The sequence below is a fragment of the Streptomyces sp. DH24 genome, assembly GCF_029813775.1.
In the GTDB taxonomy this organism is placed as follows: domain Bacteria; phylum Actinomycetota; class Actinomycetes; order Streptomycetales; family Streptomycetaceae; genus Streptomyces.
On the sequence record NZ_JARVKW010000017.1, the window covers coordinates 87,321 to 100,316 of the forward strand.

9 protein-coding genes are annotated in these 12,996 nt (G+C 72.4%); 2 read left to right on the plus strand and 7 right to left on the minus strand.

The genetic code is table 11. The features are described 5' to 3' along the window. Positions 1–75: 75 nt before the first annotated feature. From QC282_RS16185 to QC282_RS16195, 3 genes are all read right to left on the minus strand, one after another. Positions 76–936 carry a triacylglycerol lipase gene (locus QC282_RS16185; protein ID WP_279550116.1) on the minus strand — a complete coding sequence of 287 codons (861 nt, stop codon included), beginning with the start codon at positions 934–936 and terminating at the stop codon, positions 76–78. A gap of 211 nt (positions 937–1,147) precedes the next feature. After that, a complete protein-coding gene (locus QC282_RS16190) occupies positions 1,148–2,122 on the minus strand; it encodes a hypothetical protein (RefSeq protein ID WP_279550117.1) in 975 nt (324 codons plus the stop codon). Next, positions 2,119–5,634, minus strand: a complete 3,516-nt coding sequence (locus tag QC282_RS16195) for a DNA polymerase III subunit alpha (RefSeq protein ID WP_279550118.1) — start codon at positions 5,632–5,634, stop codon at positions 2,119–2,121. Before QC282_RS16195 ends, QC282_RS16190 begins: the two co-directional genes overlap by 4 nt. A 165-nt stretch (positions 5,635–5,799) precedes the next feature. On the opposite strand from QC282_RS16195, the gene QC282_RS16200 reads away from it, so the two are divergent. Continuing rightward, positions 5,800–6,834 (plus strand): DUF3533 domain-containing protein, encoded by a 1,035-nt coding sequence (locus tag QC282_RS16200; protein ID WP_279550119.1) that lies wholly within the window; start codon positions 5,800–5,802, stop codon positions 6,832–6,834. A 79-nt stretch (positions 6,835–6,913) separates the two neighbouring features. On the opposite strand, the gene QC282_RS16205 is transcribed toward QC282_RS16200, so the two are convergent. The 3 genes from QC282_RS16205 to QC282_RS16215 form a co-directional block, all read right to left on the minus strand. After that, entirely contained in the window at positions 6,914–7,996 is a 1,083-nt protein-coding gene (locus tag QC282_RS16205; protein ID WP_279550120.1) for a S1 family peptidase, read from the minus strand. Positions 7,997–8,577: 581 nt separating this feature from the next. Beyond that, positions 8,578–9,486: a S1 family peptidase gene (locus QC282_RS16210; RefSeq protein ID WP_279550121.1), complete on the minus strand. Its 909-nt coding sequence runs from the start codon at positions 9,484–9,486 to the stop codon at positions 8,578–8,580. Positions 9,487–9,799: 313 nt separating this feature from the next. Continuing rightward, positions 9,800–10,996, minus strand: a complete 1,197-nt coding sequence (locus QC282_RS16215; RefSeq protein WP_279550122.1) for a DUF5685 family protein — start codon at positions 10,994–10,996, stop codon at positions 9,800–9,802. Positions 10,997–11,286: 290 nt separating this feature from the next. Here QC282_RS16215 and QC282_RS16220 point away from each other — a divergent pair, with 290 nt between their 5' ends. Further along, a complete protein-coding gene (locus QC282_RS16220) occupies positions 11,287–11,724 on the plus strand; it encodes a cell division protein SepF (RefSeq protein WP_279550123.1) in 438 nt (145 codons plus the stop codon). Between the two features lie 43 nt (positions 11,725–11,767). On the opposite strand, the gene QC282_RS16225 is transcribed toward QC282_RS16220, so the two are convergent. Further along, positions 11,768–12,958: an acyl-CoA dehydrogenase family protein gene (locus QC282_RS16225; protein ID WP_279550124.1), complete on the minus strand. Its 1,191-nt coding sequence runs from the start codon at positions 12,956–12,958 to the stop codon at positions 11,768–11,770. Positions 12,959–12,996: the final 38 nt, after the last annotated feature.

A 12,996-nucleotide genomic window follows, 5' to 3' on the forward strand; every position in this document is an offset into this window, starting at 1 on the left:
GCCCGGGGGCTGTCCGGCGGCTCGGGCCGGACAGGCCCCGTACGCACACCCCTCCGTCAGGATGTCAAGGACATGTCATTTCATGGCCGACGCGCACGTGGTCGGCGTGGCATGCGCCGGATCGAGGGCGTTGTTCACCTCGTGGAAGGTGATCCGGTCGGTCAGACCGATCGCGAGGTGCTCGGACAGGTCGACCGGGCACAGGTCCTGGAGCAGGACGTTGCGCACGTCCGGCCCGCTCAGGTACTGGCTGCGGTACGGCGTGACGACCTGGTCGTACTTCGTGGCGATGACCGTGTAGCGGACCCCGGGCACGGTGTCGCCGCCCGCGTTGAGCCTGGTCAGCAGGTCGGACCCGGCGATCTGGTCGGCGAGGGCCGGGGTCGCCTCGTGCAGCAGGTCCTCGGCGCCCGGGAAGTACGGCAGGAGCGCCGTCAGGCCGAGCATGGTGGTGCCGTGGTTGCTCGGCGCGATGCCGACGAGGGCGTTCACCTTGCCCGCTCCGCCCAGGAACTTGAGGTAGTAGCGGGGCATCATGCCGCCCTGCGAGTGGCCGACGAGGTCGGCCTCGGCGGTGCCGGTCGCGGCGAGCACCTTGTCGACGAAGGCGGACAGTTCCTCCGCCGACTTCTCCACCGGGCCGAGACCGTGGAAGAACGGCACGCCGTCGATGCGGCCGTAGTCGAGGGAGTAGACGCAGTAACCGCGGTTCTTCAGGTACGGCGCCAGACCGAGCCAGTTGTCGACGGAGTTGCCGAGCGTGCCGTGGACGAGGACGACGGGCCGGGGATGGGCGGCGGACGGCCTGCAGGAGTAGTCGTTCCAGCCACGGTCGGGCGGGTCGGCGGCATGGGCGGCGCCGGCGGGGGCGACCAGGGCGGCGGCGGTCAGCAGGACCGCCGCCAGCGGTCCGAGCAGGCGTTTCCAGGGCAGCATCGGGTGATCTCCTCGCGGCTCAGGGGAAGGGCGAATCAAGGGAGTTGCGGCTCGTGCCCTGTGATCCGGATCACGGGATGCTGTTCACGTGTCAAGTTACGGGCGAGTAGTGCAAGTGTGAAGTTACGCGTCAGTAAAAAAATTCCGGTGACAGCTGCGCCTGATGACACGCCTGCGGTGGCCGACCGGCCCCCGGCCCCGCCTGCGCCGCCTACGCCGCCAGTGACCCCGGCATCACCGCGCGGGGGCCGAACTTCGCCCGCGCGCGGTCCGCGACCTCCTCGATGCGGCGGGCCTTCTCGTCCGCGGGGTCGAAGGTGAGCTGGTGGGAGGCCTGTTCGGCGGGCGCGAGGCCCTCGGCGCGCAGGGCGATCGCGCGGACCCGGGCGCGCTGCAGGCCGAGCGCCTCGTACATGCCGTAGGCGGTCCTCGTCAGCGCGGCGGAGTGCGCGGTCGGCTCCGGGAGCGTGCGGCTGCGGGTCGTCGCGGAGCGGTCGGCGTAGCGCACGGTGAGGGTCAGGGTGCGGCACACCTTGTCCACGGCACGCAGCCGGGCGCCCAGTTCCCCGGCGGCCGAGAGCAGGGCACGGCGGTGCCGGCCGGGGTCCAGTTCGTCGCGGTCGAAGGGGCGCTCGGTGGCCAGGGACCGGGAGACGGCGTTGGGCACGACCCGGCCGCGATCGACGCCGTTCGCCTTCTCGTGCAGTTCGCGCCCCGCCTTCGCGCCGACCAGGCGCTGCAGCGTGGCCGGCGGCGCGGCGGCGACCCGGCCGAGGGTGTCGAGGCCGTACTCGCACAGGGTCCGGGCGGTCGCGGTGCCGACGCCGGGCAGCGCGGTGACGGGCTTGCCGGCGAGGAACTCCGCGATGCCCTCCGGGGCGCCGGGCACCGCGCACGTCACCCCGGGCCGGGCGTCACCGAGCGCCATGCGGGCCAGCATCGGGCCGGGCCCGGCGCCGATCACGCAGTCGACGCCGTGCAGCGCGAGGGCCCGGACGCGGATCACCGACGCCAGGGCGACCGCGTCGCGCCCGAAGTACCGTTCGGCGCCCCGCAGATCGGCCAGCGCCCCGTCGGGCGGCAGGGCCTCGACCACGGGCGTGAACTCCTCCAGCAGCCCGAGCAGCCCCGGCAGGGCCGCCTCGTACATCACCGGCAGCTGGAAACGTACGCAGAGGATGGTCATCCCGCACTCCCCGGACTCTGGTGCCACAACTTCCTTCCCACCGCGGGCCCTTCGCCCGCGGGGCGCAGATCGGCCCAGGGGTGCATCTCGTACCCCGTGGGCATCCGGATCCTCCGCTCCTCCATCGGATCGGGGGCCGCGGAACCGGCCGGCGCCGGCAGCCCGTCCGAACCGGCGAGCCGCCTGCGCGCCGCGCCGTCGCCGTCGCCGTCCGCGGGTTCGGCGCCGCCCGGACCGGCCAGCCGGGCCGCGACCCCCTCCAGCCCTTCCTCCCGGCGCACCTCCAGCAGTTCGGCGAGGTTCCAGGCGGCGGAGCCGACCACGCTGTAACTGCGCGCGCCGCGGCGCTGCACCACGCCGCGCACCAGCAGCAGCCAGGAGTGGAAGACGGTGTGGGCGCAGGCGTCGTGGGAGTCGTCGAAGAAGGCGAGGTCGACCAGGCCGGTGCCGTCGTCCAGGGTGGAGAAGATGACCCGCTTGCCGGACCGGATCGGCGGCGTCTGGGTGGCCGCCTTGGCGCCCGCGACCAGCACCGTCTCGCCGTGCCGCGCCTCGCGCAGCCGACGCGCCGACAGCACGCCCAGCTCGTCGAGGAAGGCCCGGTGGTCGTCCATCAGATTGCGCGAGGCGTCCATGGACAGCACGCCCAGTTCGGCGCTGAGCCGCTCCGCCGGGGAGAGGTCGGGCAGCCCGGCCGGGGCCGTCTTCCGTCCGCCGGACAGCGGGAGTTGGCCACCGCCACCGCTGCGCGCGCCCCGGTGCAGTTCGGTCAGGTGCAGTTGCAGGTCGCGCCGGTTGGCGCCGAAGGCGTCCAGCGCGCCGACCTGCGCGAGGCGTCCGGCGAGGGGGCGGCTCGGCCGGGCCCGTTCCCAGAAGTCGAGCAGTGAGGCGTACGGCTGTCCCCCGGCGATCCGCGCGGCCTCGGCCTCGCTGATGTTGTGTACGTCGGACAGGGCCAGCCGGAGTCCCCAACGCCCGGACGACGTAGGCGATTCAGACACCAGTTCGATACGGTGGGCGACGCCCGACTTGTTCACGTCCAGCGGCAGGATCGGCACCCCGCGTCGCCGCGCGTCCGCCAGCAGCAGCCGCTTCGGGTACATGCCGGGGTCGTGCGTGAGCAGTCCCGCGTAGAAGGCGGCCGGGTGATGGGCCTTCAGCCACGCCGACTGGTAGGTGGGCACGGCGAAGGCCACGGCGTGCGCCTTGCAGAAGCCGTAGCTGCCGAAGGCCTCGACGATCTCCCAGGTGCGCTGAATCGTTTCTGCGTCGTAGCCCCGCTGCGCCGCCCACTGCGCGAACCACACCCGGATCCGCGCCTGCGACTCGGGGTCGGACAGCCCGCGCCGCACCCGGTCGGCCTCGTCGCGCCCGCAGCCGGTCATGATGTCGACGATCTGGATGATCTGCTCGTGGAAGACGACGACCCCGTACGTCTCCTTCAGCGCGTCCTCCAGGTCCGGGTGCGGATACCGCACCGGCGCCCGCCCGTGCCGCGCCTCGATGAACGGCCGCACCATGTCGGCGGCGACCGGTCCGGGCCGGAAGAGGGAGATGTCGACGACCAGGTCGTGGAACGTGGCCGGCTGGAGCCGCCCCACCAGGTCCCGCTGGCCGGGCGACTCGATCTGGAAGCAGCCCAGCGTCTCGGTGGAGCGGATCAGCGCGTACGTGTCCGGATCGCCCTCCGGCACCGCGTCCAGGTCGACCCGCTCCCCGGTGGCCCGCTCGACCTCGGCGACGGCGTGCGCCATCGCCGACTGCATCCGCACGCCCAGCACGTCGAGCTTGAGCAGCCCGAGGTCCTCCACGTCGTCCTTGTCGAACTGCGACATGGGCAGGCCCTCGCCGCTGGTCGGCACCACCGGCGTACGGGCGAGCAGGGAGGCGTCCGAGAGGAGCACCCCGCACGGGTGCATGGCGACGCCGCGCGGCAGGGCGTCGAGCGCCTCGACCAGCTCCCACAGCCGCCCGTACCGCTCCTTCTCCCCCGCCAGCCGCCGCAGCTCGGGCAGCTCCTCCAGGGCCGCGCGGGCGTCCCGGGCGCGGATGTGCGGGAAGGACTTGGCGATGCGGTCGATGTCGGCCGGGTCCATCGACAGGGCGGCGCCCACGTCACGGATGGCGTGCCGCACCCGGTACGTCTCCGGCATCGCGACCGTCGCGACCCGCTCGGCGCCGAACCGGTCGATGATCGCCCGGTAGACCTCCAGGCGGCGGGCGGACTCCACGTCGATGTCGATGTCGGGCAGCACCAGCCGCCGCTTGGACAGGAACCGCTCCATCAGCAGCCCGTGCTCCACCGGATCGGCGTGGGCGATGCCCAGCAGGTGGTTGACCAGCGACCCGGCGCCCGAGCCGCGCGCGGCGACCCGGATGCCCATGTCCCGTACGTCGTCCACGACCTGAGCGACCGTCAGGAAGTAGGAGGCGAAGCCGTGGTGGGCGATGATGTCCAGTTCCTGGTGCATCCGCTCCCAGTACTCCCGCCGCCGGTCGTAGCCGCGCAGCACCATGCCCGCCGCCGCCCGGGAGGCGAGCGCGCGCTGCGCGGTGCGCCGCCCGGCGCCGACGAGATGCGGCTCGGGGAAGTGGACGGTGCCGATGCCGAGGTCGCCCTCGGGGTCCACGCGGCACTCGGCGGCCGTCGCCCGGGTCTGCTCCAGCAGCCGGTGGGCCGTGTCGCGCCGGAACCCCGCGGCCGTCACGACGCGCTCCGCCACCTCGGCCATCGCGTCCGGCCCCTTCAGCCAGGCCTCACCCGAGTCCAGCTCCCCGAGGGCACCGACCGGCACCAGCCGACGCGCGGCGTCCAGCACGTCGGCCACCGGGCCGGCGCCGGGATCGGCGTACCGTACGGCGTTGCTGAGCACGGGCCTGATCCGCTGCTCGGCGGCGAAGCCGACGGTGCGGGCGGCGAGCCGCAGCGAACCGGGTCCGGTGCCCGCCCGCCCGTGCCAGACGGCCTCCAGCCGCAGGGCGTCCCCGTACACCTCGCGCCACGCGGCGAGCAGCCGGGCCGCGCGGTCGGGGCGGCCCGCGGCGAGGGCGCGGCCGACGTCGGAGCCGGGCCCGAGCAGCACGGTCAGCCCGTCCCCGTGGCAGGCGGCCCGGGACAGCAGGGGCGGCCCCTGCCCGCCCTCGTGCGCGGCCGTGACGATCCGGCACAGGTCGGCCCAGCCCCGGCCGCCGTCCCGGGCGAGGAAGGTGACCCGGGACGCCGGCTCGTCGACGAAGGCGCCGCCGCGCACCGGCGCGCGACGCCGGCCCCGCCAGGTCTCCCCGTCCGCCGCGGCCTCCTCGACGGCGAGGTCCGCGCCGAACAACGGACGGACACCCGCCGCCGCGCAGGCCTTGGTGAAGCGGACCGCGCCCGCGAGGGTGTCGCGGTCGGTCAGGGCGAGCGCGTCCATGCCCCGCTCGGCGGCACGCTCGGCCAGCCGCTCCGGGTGCGAGGCCCCATGGCGCAGGGAGAACCCGGAGACGGTGTGCAGATGCGGGAAACCCGGCACACGCACCTCCCGCACTCACGGACCCGGGGATCGGCCCTTCGGTCCTTCGAACATCAGTTCCCAAGCTCCCCACCTCCACCATAGACCAATTCCCGAACATCTGTACGACATCCGTTCGGCCCCGGCCCACCTGCGCAAACACCCCCGTCCCCGGACCGTGGGGGCATGGCACAGAGCACCGGCGACGGCACGGTGTCCTTCCTCACCGAGGTGCGGGACGCCGTCACTCCACGGGCCACACTGCTCGTGATCGGGGTGATCGCTCTCCAGCTGCTGTTCGTCGCCTCCTACGTGGGGGCGCTGCACGATCCACGGCCGAAGGACGTGCCCTTCGGCGTGGTCGCCCCCGGCGCGGCGGCCGAGCGCACGACGGCCCGGCTGGAGCGGCTGCCCGGCTCCCCGCTGGACCCGCGTCCGGTGGCCGACGAGGCGACGGCCCGCGAAGAGATCATGAACCGGGACCTCGACGGCGCCCTGGTGATCGACCCGTCCGGCACCACCGACACCCTCCTGGTCGCCTCCGGCGGCGGCACGGTCCTCGCCACCACGCTGGAGTCCCTCACCGCCGAGCTGGAGAAGTCGCAGCGGCGGACCCTGCGCACGGTCGACGTGGCCCCGGCCTCGCCGCAGGACTTCGACGGCCTGTCGTCCTTCTACCTGGTCGTCGGCTGGTGCGTGGGCGGGTACCTGTGCGCGTCGATCCTGGCGATCAGCACCGGCGCCCGTCCCGCCAACCCGCGCCGGGCGGCGATCCGCCTCGCCACGATGGCCCTGGTGTCGGTCGTCGGGGGCCTCGGCGGAGCGGTGATCGTCGGCCCGGTGCTGGACGCGCTGCCCGGCAGCGTGCCGGCGCTGTGGGGGCTGGGCGCCCTGATCACCTTCGCCGTGGGGGCGGCCACCCTCGCGCTCCAGGGCGTCTTCGGCGTCGTCGGCATCGGGCTGGCGATTCTGCTCGTCGTGGTGGCGGGCAACCCGAGCGCGGGCGGCGCCTTCCCGCTGCCGATGCTGCCGCCGTTCTGGAAGGCGATCGGTCCGGCCCTCCCGCCGGGCGCGGGCACCTGGGCGGCCCGCTCGGTCGCCTACTTCAGGGGCAACGCCGTCACGCCGGCCCTGCTGGTCCTCTCGGCGTGGGCCGCCGCGGGCATCGTCATCACCCTGCTGGCGGCCCGGCGCCGGACACCCGGGACCGCCCGGCCGTGACGCCCGCTCCGGGCACGCGAAAGTCCCGCCCCTCGCGCGCGAGGCGGGACTTCCCGTGGCCGTCAGGCCGGAACGAGCGTCAGCCGATCTCGGTGCCCGTGGCGGACAGCGCCTCGGTCACCGGCTGGAAGAAGGTCTCGCCGCCGGAGGTGCAGTCGCCGCTGCCGCCGGAGGTGAGGCCGATCGCCTTGTCGCCGGAGAACAGCGAGCCGCCGCTGTCACCGGGCTCGGCGCACACGTCGGTCTGGATGAGGCCGTTGACGATGTCGCCGTTGCCGTAGTTCACGGTGGCGTCCAGGCCGGTGACCGTGCCGTCGTGCACCTGGGTGGTCGAGCCGCTGCGGGTGACCTCCATGCCGACGGTGGCCTCGGCGGCACCGCTGATCGCCTGCGAGGAACCGTTGTAGAGGTTCACCTCGCTCGGGTGGTCGACCTGAGCGGTGTACTTCACCAGGCCGTAGTCGTCGTCGGGGAAGCTCGAGGCCTCGTTCTCCCCGATGACGTTGCCGGACGAGTCCGACCAGGTGGAGATGCCCTCGGTGCAGTGACCGGCGGTCAGGAAGTACGGCTCGCCGCCCTTGACGACGTTGAAGCCGAGCGAGCAGCGCCCGCCGTTGCCGGTGATGGCGTCGCCGCCCGAGACGAAGGGCCTGAACTCGCCCTTGGTGCGCTTGACCTCGACCGTCTGCCCCAGCTCGCCTGCGACCTCGTTCAACTTCGCCAGCTCGGCCTCGGAGACCGTGCGGTCGGCGGTGACGACGACCTTGTTGGCGGCCACGTCGGTCACCCAGGAGGTGCCCGGAATGGTCGCGTCCTTCTTGAGCGTGGCGTGGGCGCTCTTGAGCTCGGCGAGGGAGTTCTCGACGATTCTGGCCTTGGCGCCGGCCTCCCGGACGTCCTGCGCGGCGGCCTCGTCGAGCACGTTCACGACGAGGCTCTTGGCCTGGGCGTCGTAGTAGGTGCCCGCCGCGTCGGCGCCGAGGTCCTGCACGAGAGCCGAGGCGAGCTTTCCGGCCGCCGCGACCGACAGGGTCTTGGGTGCGGCGGTCTCGGGCGTCTCACTCGCGTTCGCAGTCTGGAAGGTGACTCCCGCGGCGACCAGTGCGGCGATTCCCGCACCTACCACGGCTGCACGCCGCCTGGGTATGCGTCGGTGCTTCAACTCGCGTCCTCCTGTGGGGGGTCGGCCCGGGAGGTTGTGGGGACCTCACGGACCGGAAGGCGTACGGACACGGAGGCGGCACACGACAAAATGCCGCGTCCGTGCCGGTTGAACTGCGCCCACTATTCCGAGGGTTGTAGGGCGCACACAAGGTCGACTTCAGGACGCGCATGCGTCGAGCGTCACACGCCCCCACCTTCTTGACTGTTCACGGTCACCCCAGGTCGATTCAATTGCAAACACTACGCATGAGTAACCCGTGCACTGACCGTGAGGTCTAGTCCTGTCTTGTTTTCGCCCTTACAGCGCCCGAATCAACGCGTGTTGACGCTCAGTCGTCCGAATCCGTACGGCCGGAAGGGAGGGGACTCACGCCACGATGAGACGTCGCCACGGGGCACGTGAAGCCGCACAAGTCCATACAAAACCGCACCGGGCCCTACGAATCCGCCTGCGGCCGCATGAAGCCCCCGCACAAGGGTGAGCCCCCGCACAGCGATCGCTGTGCGGGGGCTCACCTGCTGCCGGCCGTGGAACGGGCCGTCAGGATCGGCCGTGCGGTGGTGCCGGTGGGGCGCCGGTCAGTAGACGCTGACGCCGTAGGCGCTGAGCGCCTCGGTGACCGGCTGGAAGAAGGTCGTGCCGCCGGAGGAGCAGTTGCCGCTGCCGCCCGAGGTCAGACCGTACGCGGTGCCGTTGCTGCCGTAGAGCGAGCCGCCGGAGTCGCCGGGCTCGGCGCAGACGTTGGTCTGGATCAGACCGTAGACGACGTCGCCGCCGCCGTAGTTCACGGTCGCGTTGAGGGCGGTGACCCGGCCGCTGTGCGTGCCGGTGGTGGAGCCGTCACGGATGACGGTGGTGCCGACGGCGGGCGTGGCCGCACGGGTGATGTCCACGCCGTTCGCGGTGCCGGGCTTGCTGATCGAGGTGTTGGTGTACCGGACGATGCCGTAGTCGTTACCCGGGAAGCTGGATCCGCTGGTCGAGCCGAGGACCGTGGTGCGCGACGAGTTGGCGTACCAGGTGCCCGTGCCGTTGGTGCAGTGGCCGGCCGTCAGGAAGTACTGGGTGCCCGCGCTGTTGCGGACGTTGAAGCCGAGGGAGCAGCGCCCGCTGCCCGAGTAGATGGCGTCACCGCCCTGGATCAGCTTGGTGAACTTGCCGGGGGTGCGCTTGATCGTGAGGGCGCCGGCGTTGGCTCCGGCCTCCTCCTTGATCTTGGCTATCTCGGCCTGGGAGACCGTGCTGTCGGCGGTGACGACGACCCGGCCGGTCTTGCTGTCGACGGCCCAGGCGGTGCCCGCGACGTCGGCGTCCAGCACCGCGGCGCTGGCGCTCTTGAGCTGGGTGGCACTGAAGGTGGCCGGGGTCTCCGACGCGTTCGCGCTGGGGATCGCGATGGCGGCCGCGGCCACGATGCCGGTGGAAACGGCGATCAGCCGGGTCCGTCTCGTGATGCCGCTGCGGGGGGTGGTGCGCTTGATCCTCACTTGTCGTTCCTCCACATGGGAAGTCGGGGGCCCTCGTGGGGTTGGGGCCCGTGAGGCGCAGTCGGAGGCGACGACGGAGTCCGGATTCCGAACGCGTCGTGCCCCTGACAAGCGCTGGAGGGAGTATTCGGCCGAGCGGCCGGTTGCCGCAAGAGGACCTTTCGGACGTCAACCTTTTACCCACCTATGACCGTTCGACATCCACACCTCCTTCACACCCGGACCCGTCCTCCGCTGCCGGACGGCGGGAAGAGGCAAGGGAGGCGGTCGGCGGACGCGCACGGCGACGGCGGCCCGCCCGCCTGACAGGGCGTCAGCAGCTGCAGTCGCACCCGCACCCGTCGCAGCAGCCGTCCTCCCCGCAGCAACTGCAGCACTCGCAGCAGCTGCAGCAGTCACCGCAGCCGGTGCAGTCGCCGTTGGTGCACAGCCCCTCCCGGCGCTGCCGCGACCAGGGCCCCTCGAACTCGCCGCAGCAGAACTGGCAGGTGCAGGCCAGCCCCAGCCAGACGGCGCAGCCGGCGAGCAGCCCGCGCCGGTCGCGGCGCGGCGGCTCCGGCGGCAGCGGCGCACCGGGGCCGTGGGGTCCGCCGGGCGGCGCGTACGGCCCGCTCGGCGGCGGCCCGTACGGCCCGGGGCGGCCGTGCGCGCAGGAGGCGGTGCCGAAGGCCCGGTCGACGGAGGCGGGCAGTTCGTGCACGAGCAGCCGGTGTGCGAGCCGGCCCTCGGTGAACTCGACCTCGCGCAGCGCGAGCCGGATGCCGTGCACGGCGTCGTCCGCGAGCCGCCGGGCCTCGGTGAGCGAGGTGCCGGTGGCCGTGAGCGGGTTCCAGGCGCCTGCCGCGGCGTCGGACTCGCGGTCCTCGACGGCGTCCAGCAGATGCGCCAGCCGCCCGAAGAGACGGCCGGCCTCGGCGAGCGGACCGGCGTTGTACGGCCGGCCCGCCAGCACCGCGGTGTGCGCGAAGGCCGCCGCGGTGGCGGTCTCGGCCGGTTCGGTCACGGCGAGGAGCGGCGTCCCGGGCCCGGCGAGCGCCTCCAGGCCGGCCTGCCGGTCCACGGCGTCGACGAGGACGGCGGTGTCGAACCCGACGGCGCAGCCGGCGCGCTCCCCCGCCCTGCCCCAGCTCGCGGCGACCCGGCGCGCGGCGAGCGACACCGGGCGGCGGGCCAGCAGCCCGTCGCCGTCGGCGACGTGGTCGCGCACCTTGGCGGAGGCGAGCACCAGCGAGACGGCCGCCGCGAGCCGCGCGCCCTCACCCTGTGCGACGGACGCGGTGCGCATGCCGCGCAGCGGACACGGCCCGGCCGTGCGCCGCCATCCTTTCGAGCGTTCGGCCTGAGCCTCCGTCAGAACCGAGACGAGCAGCCCGTCGTAGTTCGTGACGACCCGCGCGAACTGACCGTGATCTCCGCGCAGTGCCAGGCAGAGCCCGCACAAATGCGCCATCCACTGGGTCGCGAGACCCTCACCGAGCCTGTGCCGACAGGGCCTGACTATTCCGAACACGACGCTTCCCCCGTTGATCGACGTGCGTGATCGACCGCATCGTATCGGCCACTTCGTTCACCCGTACGCGCCGTCCGTCACCCGTCCGCCGAGAAGAATCATATTTCACTCACAGTCAGCAGCGGTTTACCGCAAGACCCTTGGGAAACATGGACTCTCGACGGACCGGCCGTGCACCAGTACCGTCACAAACCCCCCGCGCGGCGACTATCCACTTGGCGCGCCATCCGCATCATGGACGACCATAGGGGTGCGGAAAGCAGATAAGACCGCTGTGAGAGGAGGCGTCCATGGGATCGGTGCGCAAGGCGAGTGCGTGGCTCGGCCTCGTCGACGACAACGATGACGAGCGCTACTACGACGACGACACTTACGAGGGGACCGAATCCGGGGACGCCTGGGTCACCGACCCGCGCGTGAAGGTGGCCTCGGACACCGCCGAGGAGAAGGGCCGCCGGATCGGCACGGTCACCCCGGACAGCTTCCGGGACGCGCGTGCCATCGGTGAGCTGTTCCGGGACGGGGTCCCCGTCATCATGAACCTGACGGCCATGGAGGCCGCCGACGCCAAGCGCGTCGTCGACTTCGCGGCCGGGCTCATCTTCGGCCTGCGCGGTTCGATCGACCGCGTTTCCAACCGGGTGTTCCTGCTGACGCCCGCCGACACGGAGATCATCAGCGGCGAACCCGCCGCGCACCGCACGGACGGCTTTTTCAACCAGAGCTGAGGCAGGGCCGCTCACCGGCCCTGCCTTCGCGGGGTCCGCCGGTCTACCGGAACGCGTCGAGTCCGGTGAGCGCCTTGCCCAGCACGAGCTGGTGCATTTCGACGGTGCCCTCGTAGGTGAGCACCGATTCGAGGTTGGTCGCGTGCCGCATCACGGGATATTCGAGCGAGATCCCGTTGGCACCCAGAATGGTCCGGGCCGTACGGCAGATGTCGATGGCCTCTCGCACATTGTTGAGCTTGCCGAAGCTGACCTGCTCCGGACGCAGGCGGCCGGCGTCCATGCGCCGCCCGAGATGGTGGGCGAGCAGAATCCCCTTGTGCAGTTCGACCGCCATGTCGGCCAGTTTGGCCTGCGTCAGCTGGAAACCGCCGATGGGCCGGCCGAACTGCTCCCGTGACCTGGCGTAGTCGACGGCGGCCTCGAAACAGGAGCGGGCGGCACCCATCGCGCCCCACACGATGCCGTAGCGGGCGTGGGTCAGGCAGCTGAGCGGGCCGCGCAGTCCGGTCACCTCCGGCAGGACGGCATCGGCGGGCAACCGCACGTCGTCCATGACGAGTTCGCTGGTGACGGACGCCCGCAGGGACCACTTGTGCTTGATCTCGGGCGCGGAGAACCCGGCGCTGTCGGTCGGGACGACGAAACCGCGGATGCCGTCGTCGGTCTGCGCCCAGACCACGGCGACCCCGGCGACCGAGCCGTTGGTGATCCACATCTTGCGGCCGTTGAGGACCCAGTCGCCGCCGTCCTTCTTGGCGTACGTCCGCATGGCCGCGGGGTCGGAGCCGTGGTCGGGCTCGGTCAGTCCGAAGCACCCGATGACCTCACCGGCGGCCATGCGCGGCAGCCAGTGCTGCTTCTGCTCCTCGCTGCCGAACCGGTGGACGGCGTACATGGCGAGCGAGCCCTGCACGGAGACCAGGGAGCGGATCCCGGAGTCGGCGGCCTCCAGTTCCAGACAGGCGAGCCCGTACTGCACGGCGCTCGCGCCCGCGCAGCCGTATCCCTTCAGGGACATGCCGAGCGCGCCGACGGAGCCCAGTTCGCGGGCGAGTTCGCGGATGCCGGGCAGCTCGCCCTTCTCGTACCAGTCGGCGACGTACGGCAGCACACGGTCGGCGGCCCAGGCCCGCACGGTGTCCCGGACGGCGAGGTCCTCGGGCTCCAGCAGGTCGTCGACGCCGAGGGGGTCGGCGGGATCGAACGGGGGCAACGACGAGGACCTGGACATGGGGGCACCCTCCGGCAGCGAAAAACTAGCACCGCTAG

Coding starts and splice junctions, on each gene's coding strand:
- QC282_RS16200 (WP_279550119.1), top strand. CDS start 5,800: ATGGCACAGAGCACCGGCGACGGCACGGTGTCCTTCCTCACCGAGGTG.
- QC282_RS16185 (WP_279550116.1), bottom strand. CDS start 936: ATGCTGCCCTGGAAACGCCTGCTCGGACCGCTGGCGGCGGTCCTGCTG.
- QC282_RS16225 (WP_279550124.1), bottom strand. CDS start 12,958: ATGTCCAGGTCCTCGTCGTTGCCCCCGTTCGATCCCGCCGACCCCCTC.
- QC282_RS16220 (WP_279550123.1), top strand. CDS start 11,287: ATGGGATCGGTGCGCAAGGCGAGTGCGTGGCTCGGCCTCGTCGACGAC.
- QC282_RS16190 (WP_279550117.1), bottom strand. CDS start 2,122: ATGACCATCCTCTGCGTACGTTTCCAGCTGCCGGTGATGTACGAGGCG.